The 18384-nt window shown below is 63.6% G+C and carries 11 protein-coding genes and 1 pseudogene; 3 read left to right on the top strand and 9 right to left on the bottom strand.

All coding sequences use genetic code 11. From position 1 onward, the window contains the following. Nucleotides 1-171: 171 nt before the first annotated feature. A complete protein-coding gene (locus YH63_RS20700) occupies nucleotides 172-1272 on the bottom strand; it encodes a substrate-binding periplasmic protein (RefSeq protein WP_046830161.1) in 1101 nt (366 codons plus the stop codon). Between the two features lie 238 nt (nucleotides 1273-1510). Here YH63_RS20700 and YH63_RS20705 point away from each other — a divergent pair, with 238 nt between their 5' ends. The 3 genes from YH63_RS20705 (at nucleotide 1511) to YH63_RS20715 (ending at nucleotide 6742) form a co-directional block, all read left to right on the top strand. Further along, entirely contained in the window at nucleotides 1511-2479 is a 969-nt protein-coding gene (locus YH63_RS20705) for a zinc-binding dehydrogenase (protein WP_046830162.1), read from the top strand. 99 nt (nucleotides 2480-2578) lie between these two features. Continuing rightward, nucleotides 2579-3946, top strand: coding sequence for a cation diffusion facilitator family transporter (locus YH63_RS20710; RefSeq protein WP_046830163.1), 1368 nt, complete (start codon nucleotides 2579-2581; stop codon nucleotides 3944-3946). Nucleotides 3947-4285: 339 nt separating this feature from the next. Then, nucleotides 4286-6742, top strand: a complete 2457-nt coding sequence (locus YH63_RS20715; protein WP_246658095.1) for a sensor histidine kinase — start codon at nucleotides 4286-4288, stop codon at nucleotides 6740-6742. Here the strand turns inward: YH63_RS20715 and YH63_RS20720 are convergent. The 8 genes and pseudogenes from YH63_RS20720 to ccmI form a co-directional block, all read right to left on the bottom strand. Then, nucleotides 6663-9560, bottom strand: a pseudogene (locus tag YH63_RS20720) (bifunctional [glutamine synthetase] adenylyltransferase/[glutamine synthetase]-adenylyl-L-tyrosine phosphorylase); the annotation flags it as partial. The gene YH63_RS20715 and the pseudogene YH63_RS20720 overlap by 80 nt on opposite strands. Further along, nucleotides 9557-10996 carry a sensor histidine kinase gene (locus YH63_RS20725; protein ID WP_137325261.1) on the bottom strand — a complete coding sequence of 480 codons (1440 nt, stop codon included), beginning with the start codon at nucleotides 10994-10996 and terminating at the stop codon, nucleotides 9557-9559. The pseudogene YH63_RS20720 and the gene YH63_RS20725, both read right to left, overlap by 4 nt. Further along, the gene (locus tag YH63_RS20730; protein ID WP_046830336.1) at nucleotides 10980-11705 is read right to left on the bottom strand and encodes a response regulator transcription factor; all 726 of its coding nucleotides are present in this window, start codon (nucleotides 11703-11705) and stop codon (nucleotides 10980-10982) included. The genes YH63_RS20725 and YH63_RS20730 overlap by 17 nt, the downstream gene beginning before the upstream one ends. A gap of 484 nt (nucleotides 11706-12189) precedes the next feature. Continuing rightward, the gene (locus YH63_RS20735; RefSeq protein WP_046830166.1) at nucleotides 12190-13770 is read right to left on the bottom strand and encodes a Do family serine endopeptidase; all 1581 of its coding nucleotides are present in this window, start codon (nucleotides 13768-13770) and stop codon (nucleotides 12190-12192) included. 195 nt (nucleotides 13771-13965) lie between these two features. Then, nucleotides 13966-14448, bottom strand: coding sequence for a cytochrome c-type biogenesis protein (locus YH63_RS20740; RefSeq protein WP_046830167.1), 483 nt, complete (start codon nucleotides 14446-14448; stop codon nucleotides 13966-13968). 181 nt (nucleotides 14449-14629) lie between these two features. After that, the gene (locus YH63_RS20745) at nucleotides 14630-16621 is read right to left on the bottom strand and encodes a heme lyase CcmF/NrfE family subunit (RefSeq protein ID WP_046830168.1); all 1992 of its coding nucleotides are present in this window, start codon (nucleotides 16619-16621) and stop codon (nucleotides 14630-14632) included. Then, the gene (ccmE, locus tag YH63_RS20750; protein WP_046830169.1) at nucleotides 16618-17100 is read right to left on the bottom strand and encodes a cytochrome c maturation protein CcmE; all 483 of its coding nucleotides are present in this window, start codon (nucleotides 17098-17100) and stop codon (nucleotides 16618-16620) included. Before ccmE ends, YH63_RS20745 begins: the two co-directional genes overlap by 4 nt. A gap of 138 nt (nucleotides 17101-17238) precedes the next feature. Next, nucleotides 17239-18339: a c-type cytochrome biogenesis protein CcmI gene (gene ccmI / locus YH63_RS20755; protein ID WP_046830170.1), complete on the bottom strand. Its 1101-nt coding sequence runs from the start codon at nucleotides 18337-18339 to the stop codon at nucleotides 17239-17241. Nucleotides 18340-18384 lie beyond the last annotated feature (45 nt).

Here is an 18384-nt window from a genome sequence, read left to right on the forward strand (position 1 = left end):
TGCAAAATAAGGCGAACTTCGGATTCAGGACACTAGATTGTTTCTTTCAACAATCGGTAGGCTGGAAAATCCGGAGCGTCAACGCACAGTCAGGCGCAGGAAGCTCATGACACAGCCGAGCGCTCCGAACCCCGCCCCCAGCGCCAGCTCTCGCGACCGGCGAGCGGCAGATCAGGGCGAGCTCAGCGAATCCTCTCCGAGGTAGCGGATGCGCGCCTCGGTCCATTCCTCTTTCTGGATCGTATCGAGTATGGCAATCGACAGCATCTTGCGCAGCGGGCTATCGGGCGGCACGGCGAACGCGTAATTCTGCGCTTCGATGGAAATATCGAGCAGCTTGAGCCGCGACGCATAACCCTGACGGATGGCCCACGCCAGCAGCGGCTTGTCATAGACGAATGCGTCGAGGCGTCCCGCACGCAGCGCCTTCAAACCATCGCGGGCGGTTTCATAGGGCTGAAACTTGAGCTTGCGCCTGATGAGATCGCCCTCCGACGACGTTCCCTTGACGGTGCCGACGCGAACGGAAGCCAGATCGGAGACGCCGGTAATTGTCCCCTGAATTTGCGATGTGGTCAGCACCGATGTGACGCCGGCCGTAAACACCGCAATCGTGATCACCGACACCACCAGCCAGATGGTCGCGACGAACCGGCCGAGAATGGTCTGCGGCCCCTTCTCCGCCGACGATCTCTGCGTCATCGCCAATGTCGACCACCACACGCTGGAGCTGATGCCCTTGGTGACGCCTCCGCCGAAGTACTCGTTCTGCCGCCGCTCGAGCAACCAAACGAGAATGCCGGCGCCCAGCGTCAGCCCGATCAGCGCAACGATCGCCTGCAGGAAATTGAACGAGGTCATCGCCCGGCGCAGCGTGCCCCAGTTCATGACGCTCACGACCGGAACGGCGATGCCCGTACCGGTCGAATAATAGGTCTGCGTGAAATCGAGAACCTTCTCGCGGTCGACGGTGACCGTGATCGCGCCGATCGCGATATCGAGATTTCCGGCAGCCGTTTCCCGGATCAGCTGCGGCATGTCCTTCTGTTCGACGAAGCGATACTTCAGATTCTCAGCCTTCGCGACCTGACGCCAGAGCTCGACGCTGAGGCCCGACCACGCGCCATCGGCGCCCTTCACGGCGAATGGCGGCGCATCCTTCACGCCGACCACGAGTTCGCGCTGCGGAATCGCCGATGTCGTCTCCTCCGCCTGCGCGAGCGGCAGGACCGAGAGCAACATGACCACCAGACAGGCCATCCGCAGGATCATCGTCTCTCCGCGCAATGATGCTATCCGCAGGCAGGTGCCGCGAATCCGATAACAAAGCTGTGACAGAATTCGGTGAGCGCCGCCTTACCAAAATGCAGGTCATTGTCGGCTATTTCGCCGCGTCGGCAATAGGCGCTGTCTCGACAAGCGCCGGGGATGCTGGTTTTACGCGACCGCGAAAGTACTGCTATACCCTGTGAAGACCATCCTCAGCGCGCGTAACTCAGAGAGCAATCCGATGAAGGCTTATGTTTACGGCGCGAACGGCGCCGCGATCACCGATGTGCCGAAGCCCTCCCTGAAGGGCACGCAGGTTCTGGTGAAAGTCCACGCCTGCGGCATGAACCGCGCGGATCTCGGCATGATCAAGGGCCATGTTCACGGTGCAGCCGGCGGCGTCGGCACTGTGCTTGGCATGGAGTGGGCGGGAGAGATTGTCGAACTCGGCCCCGATGCAAAAGGCCTCACCATCGGCGACCGGGTGATGGGCTCCGGCCCCGGCGGCTACGCGGAATATGCGGTGACCGATCACGGCCGCCTCTTCCCTATTCCGGCGTCCATGAGTTTCGAGCAGGCGGCCACGCTGCCGATCGCCTTGTCCACGATGCACAATGCCGTGGTCACCAACGGCGCACTCCAGCCGGGCCAGACCGTTCTGGTGCAAGGCGCGAGTTCAGGCGTCGGATTGATGGCGCAGCAGATCGCGAAGCTCAAGGGCGCAAAGCTGGTGATCGGATCGTCTACGGATGCTGCACGCCGTGCGCAACTCACCGCCCATGGGGCAGATATGGCAATCGACTCCAACGATCCGGCGTGGGTCGATCAGGTCCTGAAGGCCACCGGCGGCGCAGGCGTCGATATCATCATCGATCAGGTCTCCGGCAAGCTCGCCAATCAGAACCTCGCGGCAACGAAAGTGCTCGGCCGCATCGTCAATGTCGGGCGGCTCGGCGGCACTCACGGCGATTTCGATTTCGATCTGCATGCTGCGCGCCGCATCCAGTACATCGGCGTGACCTTCCGCACCCGTTCGATCGAGGAAATTCGCGACATCTTCGCGAAGGTCAAACAGGACATCTGGCCCGCGGTGGAATCCGGCAAGCTGAAGCTACCGATCGACCGTGTGTTCGCGTTCGGCGACATCGCGCAGGCTGTGGACTACATGTCGGCAAACAGGCATTTCGGCAAGATTGTCCTCAAGCTCTGACGTACTGTCGCTCCTGCGAATGATACGCATTTTGAATCGCGAACTCCCGCATTGACGTTCACTGCACGGCCGTGACAAGACCCGCGCATTGAGGAGCCGATGAGCGCAGTCAAGCAACGGGTCGCCGTCATTTCGATTGCCGCCAGCGCCAGCATGGCCGCGGTCAAATTCGCCGTGGGCGTCGCCATCGGCAGTATCGCGCTGATCTCGGAAGCGCTGCACTCATCGGTCGATCTGATCGCCACCGTCGTGACATGGATCGTGGTGCGGGTATCGGACAAACCTGCCGACGCAGAACATCACTACGGCCACGGCAAGCTCGAAAGCCTCTCGGCGCTCGGCGTCATCGCCCTGCTCTACATTCTGGCCGGCGGCATCGTGGTCGAATCCTACAGTCGCCTGCGCGAAGGCGTGGCGCCGCCGACATTGACCGCTTTGCCGTTCGTTGTGCTGGTGGTGGACATCGTGGTGAACTTCTGGCGCGCCCGGGCGCTCCATCGTACGGCGATGGAAACCAAGAGCCAGGCGCTGGAAGCCGACGCGCTGCACTTCGCCTCGGATGTGCTGGGCTCGTTCGCCGTCATCATCGGCCTCGGCCTTGCGGCATTCGGCTATGCTTGGGGCGATGCCGGTGCGGCGATCGCGGTGGCAGTGCTGATTTCAATTCTGGGATTGCGGCTGGGAAAAACGACCATCGAGACGCTGCTGGATCGCGCGCCCGAAGGCGCCTCCGAGAAGGCCGAAGCGGCCATCCGCGCCATTCCCGGCGTCGTCGATGTGGAGCGGCTGCGGGTGCGCATGGTCGGCGCCCGGCACTTCGTCGATGCGACGGTGCAGGTGCCCCGCACCTACCCCATCGACCGTATCGATGGCATCAAGCGCAAGGCGCAGGACGCCGTGACCGGCGCGCTTTACGACGCCGATCTGACGTTTACAGCCGTCCCGGTGGCGCGCGACAACGAAAGCGTGCGCGAGCGAATCATGGTGATCGCCCGCAACTCGGGTCTGGCGATCCATCATGTCACCGTGCATGACCTCGGCGGGAAGCTGACCGTCAGCATCGACCTCGAGGTCGACGGCGACATGCCGCTGAACGAGGCCCATGACATCGCGCACGGGCTCGAACACGCCATCCGCGATGAATTCGGCGCCGACGTCGAGGTCGATACCCACATCGAGCCGCTCGAGCCCGAGCTGCCGCACGGCACCGACGCCGCCATAAGCCGCGTCGAGACTATCCAGCAGGCCCTGTCGCGCTTCGCGGCCGAGAGCGGGGCGATTCACGACGTCCACAATGTGCGGGTGCGCGACACCGACGCCGGCGAAATCGTCAATTTCCACTGCCGCGCGGTGCCGTCGATGAGTGTGATCGCGGTTCACGAGAAGGTCGACGAAATCGAGCGCGCCCTGCGCCGCGCGTTTCCGTCCGTGAAGCGCGTCATCAGCCACGCCGAGCCCGCGCGCTAGCGAGTCTTACTCCCCTTCCTCGCCTCATCTCTGAAGAAATCTCGTCCGTCATTGCGAGGAGCAAAGCGACGAAGCAATCCAGTTTTTTGCTTGTCGATCGCAGACGCTGGATTGCTTCGCTGCGCTCGCAATGACGCTCTCACGCGCACCGTTCTCGTTTCGGACTCAACTCAACACGCAAAAACGAGTCTGAATTTCCTTGGGACAACATTTATTTCGCATTAACGATTCGTTGACTCTCGACAGCGTGGGAAAAGTGGATTCAAATCACATTCGATTCGGAGGGTTGGGGAAACCGGCCGAACGGGGTGCAGACAATAAAGTTCGAGGGGCGAAGGAATGGCGCGTTCGCACGCAGCGACAACGTGTGTCCAATCCGATTCTATCAAGGGATTGGCACAGTCGATCGCGAAGCCGGCATATCACCGGCTGCTGATTGCGGAGCCTGCGTTGCGACGCGCCGTTCCCACCCTGATCATCGCCTTCCTCATTACTATCTGCATCGGTGCATTCGTCCAGGTCATCGACCAGACCCGGCAAAAGCGCGCGTCCATCAAGCGTGACCTCTCAGCGCTGGCCGACCTGCTGGCGGAACGTCTCGACCGCGCGGGCCCTGTTCGTCAGGATCGCGCGGCGTCGGCCGAGCGGCTTCAGAGCCTGTTGCCCGGCTTGGTCCCCTCATGGGGCACCGCCGCCGGCCGCCATATCATCGTGACCAGTCCCGAACAGCGCATCATCGCGCGCATCCCCATCGATACCCCTGCCGAGAATGCAGGGCGCATCCTCGACGTGCTCAGCGCCACGTCCAAACTCAGCGTTCTTGGGCAGACCACTGTGATCGAGGTCGAACTACCGGGCGGCCCCCGCGCCCTCGCCACCCAGCGCACCGTGAAATCGCTCCCCGGCCAGGTGATCGTGGTTCAGGAACAGGTCGAGTCCCCCTGGCGCTCCGACGCCGCACTACAGATCACGCTCTCAGCGACCACCGGCTTCGTGGTGCTGATCCTCGGCTTCGCGTTTCACTGGCAATCGACCCGCGCCCGCGAGGGCGATCTGATCAACGACGCGGTGCGCTCGCGGATCGACACGGCACTCAACCGCGGCCGTTGCGGCCTGTGGGACTGGGACCTGTCGCGCGGCCGGATTTTCTGGTCACAGTCGATGTTCGAACTGCTCGGGCTGGAAAGCCGCAGCGACCTGCTGACGTTCGGCGAGGTCAACGCGCTGGTGAAGTCCGACGACATCGACCTGTTCCACATCGCTGACCAGCTCGTCTCCGGCAACCTCGATCATATCGACCAGACATTCCGGATGCGCCATGCCAACGGACATTGGATCTGGCTGCGGGTCCGCTGCGAACTCAGCCAAGGCCAGAACGGCGGCGGCAGCCACCTGATCGGCATCGCGGTGGACATCACCGAACAGAAGAGCCTCGCCGAGCGAACCGTCGAGGCCGACCTGCGACTGCGCGACGCCATCGAGACCATCCCGGAAGCCTTCGTGCTGTGGGACGCCGATAACCGGCTGGTTCTCTGCAACTCGCACTTCAAACGCCTGCACAAGCTCCCCGACTCCGCCGTCAAGCAAGGCACCTCCTACGAGACCGTCATCGAAGTCGGCAGCATGCCGGAAATCCGCACCCGGCTGCCGAACTCACTGGCCCCTGGCGCGCGCACCTTCGAGGCCCAGTTGGAAGACGGCAGCTGGCTCAACATCAGCGAGCGCCGCACCAAGGACGGTGGCTACGTCTCCGTCGGCACCGACATCACCCAGATCAAGCTGCACGAGCAGAAGCTGATCGACAACGACATGCGCCTCACCGCGAACGTGATCGACCTCAAACGCTCGCAGGCTGAACTGGAGCGTCAGGCGCAACTGCTTGCCGAACTCGCGCAGAAATACGCCGATGAGAAAAACCGCGCCGAGGAAGCCAATCAGACCAAGTCGAAATTCCTCGCCAACATGAGCCACGAGCTGCGCACTCCGCTCAACGCCATCATCGGCTTCTCGGAAGTGATGGGCAGCGGCATGTTCGGCGCGCTTGGCTCCGAAAAGTATCAGGAGTACTGCCACGACATCATGACCAGCGGAAACTACCTGCTGGACGTCATCAACGACATCCTCGACATGTCGAAGATCGAAGCCGGGCGCATGAAGCTCGATTACGAACCGCTCGACCTCGCCCAAACCCTCACCGAATCCCTGCGCGTCGTCTCCGGCCGCGCCGAAAACAAGAACCTGACAGTGACCGCTGACATTCGCGGTGCGATCCCGATTGTCGCGGATCGCCGCGCCATGAAGCAGATCGCAGTGAACCTGCTGTCGAATGCAGTGAAGTTCACGCCCGACGGCGGCAAGGTCACGGTCCGCAGCCGGATGCGCAACGGATCGATCATGCTGACCATCGCGGACAGCGGCATCGGCATTGCCCCGCAGTCGCTGGCGAAACTCGGGCGGCCGTTCGAGCAGGTCGAAAGCCAGCTGACCAAGAGCTATCACGGCTCGGGCCTCGGGCTTGCCATAGCAAAGTCGCTCGCCAACCTGCATGGCGGATCGATGAAGCTGCGCTCGCGGCTGGGTGTCGGCACCATCGTCTGCGTGATGCTGCCGTGCGGACACGGCGAACAGGCCGCGCCCAGCATTATTGCCGAGACGTCCCTTCAAGCAGCTTCAGGAAAACCTCGCGCACGTCGTTCTGGGTCTCTCGCACGCGCGCCTCAAGCGACGAGAAATCCGGCGCGTCGCCAGCCCGCGTCAGCACCCGCAGCAGATCCTCCCCAGCTGTTTCCGGTTTGAATTTCTCCGTCACGCACAAGCGGATGATCTGGGTCAAATCGTGATAGAGCCGTGACGCCGCACGCAGGATGTCGACATCCGACTGCGACAGAACTCCAAGCCGCGCCGCACTATCCAGCACCTGCACCGTGCTGACGTCGAGAATGCCCGGCTTGTCCGCCGCGTGGATCAGTTGCAGATACTGCGCGATGAACTCGATATCGACCATGCCGCCGGCGGCATTTTTCAGATCCCAGATGTCGCTCTCGCCCTTTTCCTCGGCGATGGCGCGGCGCATTTCCAGAACGTCGTTGGCGATGATGCCGGTCTCGCGCTTGCGCGTCAGCACATCGCGGATAACGGCCTCGATCTTGGCCTGAAAAGCCGGCGACGCCGAAATAACACGAGCGCGCGTCAGCGCCATGTGCTCCCAGGTCCAGGCTTCGTGTTCCTGATATTCGGAAAAAGAGTCGATCCGCGACGCCAGCGGACCCGCCCGCCCCGACGGGCGCAGCCGCATATCGACCTCATAAAGCACGCCGTAATTGGTGCGCGTCGTGAACGCGCTGATCAGACGCTGGGTCAGCCGCGCGAAATACTGTGAGCCGTGCAGCGATCGCGCACCGTCCGAGTCAGGCGCTTCGTGATCGAAGTCATAGATCAGGATCAGGTCGAGATCGGACGACGCCGTCATTTCGCGGCTGCCGAGCTTGCCCATCGCCACGATGGCGGTTTCCTGATCCTTGATCCGCCCATGCTGCTCCGCGAATTGGCCCATCACCAGACCATTCACGGTATGCGCGATGCCTTCCGCCACGTCGGCAAACGCGACGCTCGCGTGCTGTGCCGACACCGTGCCGGACAGAATGCGGGTGCCGATCAGGAACAGGCTCTCCTGCCCGAACAGCCGCAGCCGGTCCAGAAACTCCTCGTAGGAATTTGCGTCGGACAGGGTCGCCGCAAGCCGCGCCGACAGTTCGTCCTGATCCGGCATCGCGCCGAAGAAGCGCGGATCGATCAGTCCGTCCATGATCTGCGGCTGCCGCGCCAGCATGTCGCTCAGGCGCGGCGCCGCGCCCAGCACAAGCGCGACCAGCGCCACCAGATCCTTGTTCTGGCTCAGCAGCGAAATCAGCCGCCCGCCCCGCTGCAACGCCTGAAGGAAGCGGTCGAACGCCATCACGGCATCGTCGGGCTCCTCGGCGCGAGACAGACCGCGCATCAGGTCAGGGACGAATTCGTTGAATGCCTGCCGCGTTGCATCCACACGGAACACACGATACTCGCCGCTCAGCCAGCGCTGCACGGTCTCCGCCACCATCCTCGGCTTCTTGAAGCCCAGCGTGAGCAGATACTCGAGCAGCCGCTTGTCGTCCGGGCCAGCGCTGTAGTCCACGTCCGGCAATTTCTCGGCGCCGGCCGGATCGCCCTCGAATAACCGGCTGTAGTGGTTCTGCACGCAGTTGAGATGCGCCAGCAGATCCCTGGCGAACGCGGCGCGGTCGTCATATCCGAAGAACCGCGCGAAACGTTCGACCGCTTCGGCCTCGGTCGGCAACGTATGCGTCTGCTCGTCGGCGACCATTTGCAGACGATGCTCGACCCGGCGCAGGAAATCGTAAGCCACCGTCAGTTCGTCGCGCGCCTCGAACGTGATCCAGTTGCTGTTCGCCAGAATATTAAGCGCCTCCAGCGTCGGGCGCACGCGCAGTTCCGGATGCCGCCCGCCCGCGATCAGTTGCTGGGTCTGGGCGAAGAATTCGATCTCGCGGATACCGCCGCGGCCGACCTTGACATTATGGCCTTCGACGGAAATCTCGTTCTGGCCGCGGAACGTCTGCATCTGCCGCTTCATGTCGTGGACGTCGGCGAGTGCCGCGAAATCCAGATGCTTGCGCCAGACGAACGGCGCGATCTCGGCGAGCAGCGCATCGCCGGCTTTCAGGTCGCCTGCGCAGGGCAGCGCCTTGATCATTGCCGCGCGTTCCCAGGTGCGGCCCTCGCGCTCGTAATAGTGCAGTGCCGCCGCGATGGAGATCGCCACCGGCGTCGATGCGGGATCGGGCCGCAGCCGCAGATCGACACGGAACACGTATCCGTCGGCGGTGCGCGATTGCAGCAGCCGCGACAGCCCCTGCGCGACCTTGACGAAAAACGGCGATGGCTCGATGCCTTCGGCCAGCGTCGGCGCGTCCAGCTCGTAGAACACGATCAGGTCGATATCGCTGGAGTAATTCAGTTCCCCCGCGCCCATCTTGCCCATGGCGAGCACGACGAGGCCGCTGCCGATTTCCGGATGCTCGGCGTCGGGCGGCAGCAGCCGACCGCGCGCGGCTTCCTGCTTGAGCAGGAAGCGAATGGCGCATTGAACGGAAGTCACGGCGATGTCGGTCAGCGCCCGGGTCACCCGCATCACCGGCCAGACGCCGCCGATGTCGCACAGCGCGATCAGCAGTGCGGCTTCGGATTTCATCCGGCGCAGCGCCGTCATGACCTCGGCATCGGTCGGGGCGGCGGCGACATCGGCCACCGCCTTGACAATCAGCGCCGCGAGGTGGTCATCGGGATCGGATTGCAGCAGGCGGACGACGCGGCCGGCATCCGCGCGCATCAGATCGAACAGATAGGGCGAGGCTTCCGCGATGCCCTCAAGGATCGCCTTGGCCTGCGGGAACGAGCCGGATATGGCCTTGAGCGCAGTCGCGGCCTCGGGCGAGATATCGCCCAGCCAATCCGCGAGCCGCCGTTCGGCATCGTCAGGCGCGAACAGTTTCGGTCCGGCCACGAAACGGGCCGCCAGGGTGGGTCGGTCCGCACCGCCCATCTCAGGTGAACTCATACAGTCTTCTGTTCCACGCCCCGGCTCGGGATCACAAGCGTCACGCGCAGCCCCGGCTGGCTGTCCGCGAGTCGCAGGTCGCCACCATGCAACGTCGCGACAGCCGATGCCAGACTCAAACCGAGCCCCGATCCGGGCTGGGTGCGGCTGGCCTCCAGCCGGACAAACCGCTCGACCGCGCGCTGGCGGTCGGCTTCCGGGACACCTGGCCCGTGGTCCGTGACACTGAGAAGAACATTGTCCCCTTCCCGGTGCGCCTCGATCAGAATATCGGGAGTTTTTGCGGCGGCGCCGGATGCGGCGGGGTCGTTCCCCGCGGACGCGCCAGCGGGCTGGCCATATTTGATGGCGTTCTCGACCAGATTGGCCAGCGCCTGACTGATCAGTTCGCGGTTGCCGTGAATGGTCGCGGCGTCAGCCGCGACGTCGAGGGACAGGCCCTTGTCCTCGGCGAGCGGCTCATAAAGTTCATGGATGCCGTGGGCCACTTCGGCCGCGTCAAAGTCGATCATGTTGTCGCGGGCCTGACCGGATTCGGCGCGCGCGATCATCAGCAGCGCGTTGAAGGTGCGGATCAGGCCGTCGGACTCGTCGATGGTGCGCTCGAGCGCTGCGCGGTATTCACCTTCGTTGCCCGCCTTCGCCAGCGCCTCCTCGGCGCGGTTGCGAAGCCGCGTCAGCGGCGTCTTGAGATCGTGGGCAATGTTGTCGGACACTTCCTTGAGGCCGACCATCAGCGCCTCGATGCGCTCCAGCATGGCATTGAGATTTTCCGCGAGCCGGTCGATCTCGTCGCCGCTTCGGCCCACCGGCAATCGCTCGGACAGGTCGCCCGCCATGATCCGCTGCGTGGTTCCGGTCATCGCGTCGATCCGGCGCAGCACGCGCCGCGCGACGAACACGCCGCCACCGAGGCCGAGCACGACCACGATCAGCACCGACCATTGCGCGGCCTTTGCGACAATGGCGAACAGCCGCCGCCGCTCCTCAAGGTCGCGCCCCACCAGAATCCGGAAACCGCCGGAAAGCTGCGACACCTTCACCAGCGCGTAGTGACTCTTGGTGTCGGTCTCTTCGAGCCGCTTATAAAAGGTCTCCGCCCAGCCGGGATGGTCCATCACGCCGGGTTCGAGCGAGGACACGTTGCCGGCCACCCCCTGCCCCTGCGGCGTGGTCACGAGGTACAAATTCGCGCCCGGACGCAGCGCGCGGCCCTCGACCGCGGTGACAAGTCCGCGCAGACCGCCCCGCGTATATTGCTCGGTCAACTCGCTCAGTTCGGAATTGACGGTGTCAGTGATCTGCTCGGTGATCATGCGCCGCGTGTTCCAGGCGAAGTAGCCAAGCAGCGACGCGGCGAACAGCGCAAACAGCAGCAGATAGACCAGCGTCAGCCGGAACGCTGTGGTTCGTATCAGTTTACCGAATGCCGTCACGAACCATATATCCGGCGCCACGAATGGTGTGCAGCAGCGGCTTGTCCTGCCCCTTGTCGATCTTGGAGCGCAGCCGCGAGATGTGCACGTCGATCACGTTGGTCTGCGGATCGAAATGATAGTCCCATACGTTTTCGAGCAGCATGGTGCGGGTCACGACCTGCCCCGCATGTTTCATCAAGTATTCCAGCAGCCGGAATTCGCGCGGCTGCAACGTGATCTCGGTAGAGCCACGCTTAACCTGATGCGAAAGCCGGTCGAGTTCGAGATCGCCGACACGATAGGTCGTCTCCTCGGACGGACCGCCGTGACGGCGCGACAGCACCTCGACGCGCGCCAGCAATTCCGCGAATGAATAAGGTTTCGGCAGGTAATCGTCGCCGCCTGCGCGCAGGCCCTTGATGCGATCGTCGACCTGGCCGAGCGCGGACAGGATCAACGCGGGGGTATGATTGCCCTTGCCTCGCAGGGTGCCGATGATGGACAGCCCGTCGCGCTTGGGCAGCATGCGGTCGATCACGAGCACGTCGTACTCGCCGGACTCGGCGAGCGCGAGACCCTCCTCGCCGTCGCTTGCATGGTCGGCAACATGACCGACCTCGCGAAACGCCTTCACGAGATAGTCGGCCGACTCGCGGTCGTCTTCAACGATGAGCAGTCGCATCTGTGATTCGGTCTGGATTTGAGCAGCGGAACTTTGTGTCACCATGGCGCGATGATCGTCCTCATGCAAGGCAGCGAATGACGTGCCTGCGGCCGCCAGCCCCTGGTGCATTAGCAAGAAAACGGGCGGCGAAGCTGGGGGACTTCACCGCCCGCATTGCACGACCGACTGGAGTGCGATCGCGCCGCCTTCGACGGAGGGGGGCGTTTTCCATCGAAAGCATCTCTGCATGATGCAGAAAGAGCATCACGCCTGGTGTCCTGAATCCGAAGTTCGCTTTATCTAGCAGCGCCTTCGGTGGCGAACTTCGGATTCAAAAGGACACCAGTAATCATAATTCCAGTGTGGTTTCGGTTCGCAAGTCCGCAAACGAACGCGCTGCAAAAACGACGCGGACTTGCGAACCACCACACTGGATTTAAGGGACGGGCTTTTGGCCCGCCCCCGGGAAGGAGCCGTCGGCGGGGGCTACTATGCCGGCGACAACTCCCCATCTCGTCCTCGCCTCCCGGCGAGGATTAAACTTTGATCAGCCCTTGGCGACCGGCATCGCGATGAAGCGCGACGAGTCTCCGGACTTCACGCGAACCAGAACGCTGTTCTTGTTCTCGTTGCGCGCAGTGGTGATCGCGTCGCGAACTTCAGCCGGGTTCGAAACCAGCTTGCCTGCGACTTCGAGGATGACATCGCCTTCCTTGAAACCGCGCTCCGCCGACGGGCTGTTCGGATCGACGTCGGTCACGACCACGCCGTCCTTGCCCGCGCCGGCAACGCTGTTGGCCGGAGCCAGCGTCAGGCCGAGGTTCGGCACCGTCACGTTGCCGCGACCCTTGCCGCCATCTTTCTGGTTCGTGTCGGCCTTCGCAGCCTTGGCGTTCGGCAACTCGCCGAGCGTCATGTTGAGGATCTTGTCCTGGCCCTTGTGGACCACGACCAGCTTGACGGTCTGACCGGGGGCCATGCCGCCGATGGTGCGGGCGAGTTCGCGCGCATCCTTCACCGGCTGATCGTTGACCCGGGTGATGACGTCACCGGATTCGATGCCTGCCTTGGCGGCAGGGCCGTTGGCCTGAGGTTCGGCGACCAGCGCGCCTTCGGTCTTCTTCAGGCCGAGGCTGTCGGCGATCTCAGGCGTCACCTGCTGAATCTGGACACCGATCCAGCCGCGGCTGACTGTACCCTTGTCCTTCAACTGCTCGACGACGCTTTTCACAGTCGACGCCGGGATCGCGAAGGCAATGCCGACGCTGCCGCCCGACGGCGAGTAGATCGCCGTGTTGACGCCCATCACGTCGCCTTCGGTGTTGAAGGTCGGGCCACCGGAGTTGCCCTTGTTCACCGGCGCGTCGATCTGGATGAAATCGTCATAGGGTCCGTTGCCGATGTCGCGGCCGCGTGCCGAAACGATGCCGGCGGTGACGGTGCCGCCGAGGCCGAACGGATTGCCGACCGCAAGCACCCAGTCGCCGATGCGCGGCTGACCGTCGGAAAGCTTGGCGTAAGGAAGATTGCTGACGCCATCGACCTTGATCAAGGCGAGGTCGGTGCGCGGATCGGTGCCGATCACCTTTGCGGTGTGGACCTTGCCGTCATCGGTCGTGACTTCGACCTTGTCGGCGCCATCGACCACGTGATTGTTGGTCACGGCAAAACCGTCAGCCGAAATGAAGAAGCCGGAGCCCTGCCCGGTCTGGCCGCCACGGCCACGCGGACCACGTCCGCCCGGGAATCCATCCGGACCACCGAAGCGGCGGAAGAAGCGCTCCATCGGCGAGTTCGGCGGGAACGGATTATCTTCCGGGCTCGCCTCACCGGTGGTTGCCGGCTTCTCTGCGATCTTGACGCGCACCGAAATCACCGACGGCTTCACGCGCTCGACGATATCGGCAAAGCCGATCGGCTGCTGAACCTGACGGACTTCCTTGTTGACCTGCGCATGCGCGGTCGTGGTGAGCACATCGAAGTTATTCGAGGGGCTGAGGCCATAGGCGGCAACACCCAGACCCGCGACCACCGATGCCATCAGCGCGAACTTGCGCGCGGAGAAAATGGAACGGCGTGGAGCGGTGTAGGATGGAAGCTTGGAAAGATCGGTGGGACGGTCTGTCATGAATTATCTCCAGGAGAACGGCGAAACGGATGAGAATCTCGCGGTGCATGTGTGTGCACCTGTGCTCTGGAAGATGGGGCACGCGGCCTTACCGCGCTCTGACGGGGGAATTAATGTTTTGTAATAAAATCAGGGCGCGAGCGGACTTCTGAGGTCACGCGAAACATCTTCCCGGAACCGGCCGAAAACGGCTGTTCAGCGGGGCTTTTCCGGCGATTCCTGAGCGGCGATCAGCTTCTCCAGCCGCGCCTCTTCCTCGGGGGTGAGTTGGAATGACGCACCCCCCTCGCTTGCGGCCGCACGGTTGCGGCGGCGATTGCCGAACCACAGCACTAGCCCGCCTCCGAGCAGAACCAGCGGGGGAACCAGCCACAGCAACAGCGTCCGGCTTTGGACGCGCGGCTTGAGCAGCACGAACTCGCCATAGCGCGCGACGAGGAAGTCCATCACCTGCTGGTCGGTGCTGCCCGCCGCGATCCGCTCACGCACCAGCAGGCGCAGATCGCGCGCCAGCGGCGCATCGGAGTCGTCGATGGACTGGTTCTGGCAAACCATGCAGCGCAGTTCGCGCGACAGGTTGCGCGCCCGCGCCTCCTGCGCCGGATCGGCCATGATCTCGTCGGGCTGCACGGCAAGCGCGGGAGATGCGATTGCTATCGCGAGTCCAAGGATCGTCATGCTGATACGCAGACGCGAGCCCCAACTATGATGTCGTCCCCGCGCAAGCGGGGACCCATACTCCCTGTCGTTCGATTCGATGTGTGGCTGCGCAGCCACTTCCACCGGGAGTGCGGCGACTATGGGTCCCCGCTTTCGCGGGGACGACGCCGTATATGTATTTGCGACAGCGCCGAACATCTTACTCCGCCGCCTGCAACGCGCCAGTCTTCTTGCCGGCCTTGGCCGGTTTCGGCGCGCCGACGCGCAGCCGCCTGTCGGTGAGCGACAGCAAGCCGCCGAACGCCATCAGCACCGGCCCGAACCAGATCAGCAGCACCATCGGCTTGTGATAGATTCGCACCGCGATCGATCCGTCGGCATGGGCATCGCCGAGAGAAATGTAGATCTGGCTCGCGCCCCGCGTCAGCAGCGCCGCTTCCGTGGTCGACATGTCGCGCGTCGCGAAATTGCGCTTCGACGGCGACAGGATGCCGATGGTCCTGCCGTCCAGCATCACGGTGAAATGCGAAATCGCCTCGCGGTAATTCGGACCTTGCTGCTGCGTCACATCATCGAGCCGCACCTGATAGCCACCGACGGTGACAATGTCCTTCGGACGCATCGACGCGATGCTCTCCGAGTTCCATGTCGTCTCGCAGACGATCCCGATCAGCGCGATGCCGAGCCCGGCATGGGCAAACGCCGAACCCCACGTCGAACGCGGCAAACCGCGCGCGCGATGCAGCGACGTTGTGAACGGACCGCGGAACAGTTGGGTGCGCTCCACAATGTCGGTGAGCGCGCCGAGCACGACGAACACCGCGATGCCGATCATCAGCGGCGCAAATGCGCCACCGCCGCGGGTCCACGCCCACAGCACAGCCATCGCCACCAGCGCAACGATGCCAGCCGCGGTCAGGCGCTGCGATGCGCCGACGATGTCGCCGCGCTTCCACGCCAGCAGCGGCCCGAACGGAACTGCGACCAGCAAAGGCAGGAACAACGGTGCAAACGTCAGATTGAAGAACGGCGCACCGACCGAAATCTTGTCGCCGGTGAGAACTTCAAGCGCGAGCGGATACAGCGTGCCGACGAAGACTGTCGCACAGGCTGTCGTCAGCAGCAGGTTGTTCAGCACCAGCGCGCCCTCGCGCGAGATCGGCGCGAACAACCCGCCCTGCTTCAGCGTCGTCGCCCGCCACGCATAAAGGCCGAGGCTGCCGCCGATGAACAGGCACAGGATCATCAGAATGAACACGCCGCGCGATGGATCGCTGGCGAAGGTATGCACCGAGGTCAGCACGCCCGAGCGCACCAGGAAGGTGCCGAGCAGCGACAGCGAGAACGTCAGGATCGCGAGCAGAACGGTCCAGACCTTCAGCGCGTCGCGCCTTTCCATCACCACGGCGGAATGCAGCAGCGCGGTGCCCGCGAGCCACGGCATCAGCGAGGCATTCTCCACCGGGTCCCAGAACCACCAGCCGCCCCAGCCGAGTTCGTAATAGGCCCAGTACGAACCCATCGCGATGCCGAGTGTCAGGAAGATCCACGCCGTCAGCGTCCATGGCCGAACCCACCGCGCCCATGCTGCATCGATGCGGCCTTCGATCAGCGCGGCAACGGCGAACGAAAACGAGATCGAGAAACCGACATAGCCGAGATAGAGCATCGGCGGATGGATCGCGAGGCCGATGTCCTGCAGGATCGGATTGAGGTCGCGGCCCTCCATCGGTGGATTGGCGATCCGCGCGAACGGGTTCGATGTGGCGAGGATAAAGAGATAGAACGCCGCCCCGATCCAGCCCTGCACCGCCAGCACATGGGCGCGCAGAGAGCGCGGCAGGTTATTGCCGAACGCCGCCACCAGCGCGCCGAACAGCGCGAGGATCAGGACCCACAGCAGCATCGAGCCTTCGTGGTTCCCCCACACGCCCGTGTACTTGTAGATCAGCGGCTTCAGCGAATGGGAATTCTCGAAGACGTTCGCGACCGAGAAATCCGACGTCACATGCAAATAGGTCAGCGCCGCGAACGACGCAGCGGTGAACGCGAACTGCGTCAGTGCGGTCGAGCGCGCGACATTCATCAGCGCCGGATCGCGCAGGCGCGCACCGACCACTGGAACCACCGACTGGACCAGCGCCAGAACCAGCGCCAGCACCAGCGCGTAATGTCCCGCCTCGGCAATCACTTCGCGGCTCCCTGCACGCCTGGGGCTTTTTGCGGCTTCTTGTCGTAGTCGTCCTTCCAGTGGCCGGTCTTTTTGAGTTCCTCGGCGACGGCCTTGGGCATGTAGTTTTCGTCGTGCTTGGCGAGAACCGTGTCCGCCTTGAACACGCCTTGCGCGTCGAGCGCGCCCTCGGAAATGATGCCCTGCCCCTCGCGGAACAGATCTGGAAGGATACCTTGGTAAGTCACCGGCAGGATTGCATTTCCGTCTGTGACCTCGAATTTCACTTTAAGCTGTTCGCCGCGCACCAGCGATCCCTCGCGCACCATGCCGCCGAGGCGGAACCGCTGGCCGGGTTGGATCTGCTTTTCAGCGGCCATGGTCGGCGTCGAGAAGAACAGGATGGAGTCACGGAGCGCATTCAGCACGAGCGCAGCCGCAATCGCCAGTACCGCGAGCGCGCCTCCGATCAATGTCAATCGCCGCTGCTTGCGTGTCATGCGTGTTCCTTCGTCAGGTACGTCGTTCGCAACTCGTCATTGCGAGGAGCGCTTGCGACGAAGCAATCCAGTTCTTGCTGAATCAAGACTGGATTGCTTCGCTGCGCTCGCAATGACGTGAATGATGCAACTCGCATTTTACCCATCCAGTCCAAGACTCTTGAGACCGTCGTTCAGCAGTTGCAGCCGCGCTGCGTCGCTACCGACCGCCTGACGCGCATCAGCGAGCGCGGCCTGCGCCTTGTCGCGTTCGCCGAGCACCATATAGGCACGCACCAGCCGCAACCACCCTTCGACATCGTTGCCGTTGTCCTTCAGCCGCGTCGCGAGGCGATCCACCATCCCGCGGATCATCGTGTTGCGGTCGCCCTCGGTCATATCCTTGGTGGCCGCGATGGTATCATCGGACAACTTGGGCGCGACGACGCCGGCGCGCACCAGCGCCTCCTGCACCAGCGGGCGCCATGGCGCATCGGCTGGCGCCGACGCCAGCATGCCGCGCCAGATGTTCACGGCGTCATCTTTGCGTCCGTCCTGCTGAGCGGCGATTCCCATGAAATAGCGCGCCTTCACCTCATTGGGATCGAGCGCGATGGCCCGGTCGAATTCGGCCTTGGCTGCGGCGGTCACCACGCCCCCACTTGACGCTGCGATGGCTTCGCCGAGATCGGCGCGGCGCGGCGCGCTCTCGCCGTTGTAGGTGATGGCATTGCGCCAGGCGCGCGCCGCGTCGTCGTAGCGGCCGATCCGCGCCAATACGGGTGCCAGCACTTCCCAGCCCCGGCCGTCGGTCGGATTTTTCTCAAGATGAGTCTCGACCTGCGACACCAGCTTGTCCATCGACGCGGTTGCGACCGCCGCGCGGCTGCGCTCGGCGAGCGGGAAATCGCCCAGCGATGGCGAGCCGAATGTCGCGTAGAGCCCGACCGCGACCAGCGGCAGGCCGGCAAGCGCGATCAGGGCGACGGCGCGGCGAAACCAGAGGCTCGACGGCGATGATGCACCCGCCTCGGCGTCCGACGCTGCGAGCAGCCGGCGGCTGATTTCGACGCGCGCGGCTTCCGCCTCGTTCGCACCGATCATGCCCGCGGCCACATCGCGCTGAACCTCCGCGAGCTGGTCCTTATAGACCACCGTTTCGCTGCCCTCGCGCGCCGAGGCGTTGCCACGGCCGAGCGGCCACAGCACGGCAAATACCGCTGCGGCAGTCATCAGCGCCAATACGAACCAGAGCGTCATTCCACGGAGTTCCCGGCGAAACTAGAACCGTTACAAGTGGCCGGT

It is taken from the genome of Afipia massiliensis, from assembly GCF_001006325.2.
Lineage (GTDB): Bacteria > Pseudomonadota > Alphaproteobacteria > Rhizobiales > Xanthobacteraceae > Afipia > Afipia massiliensis_A.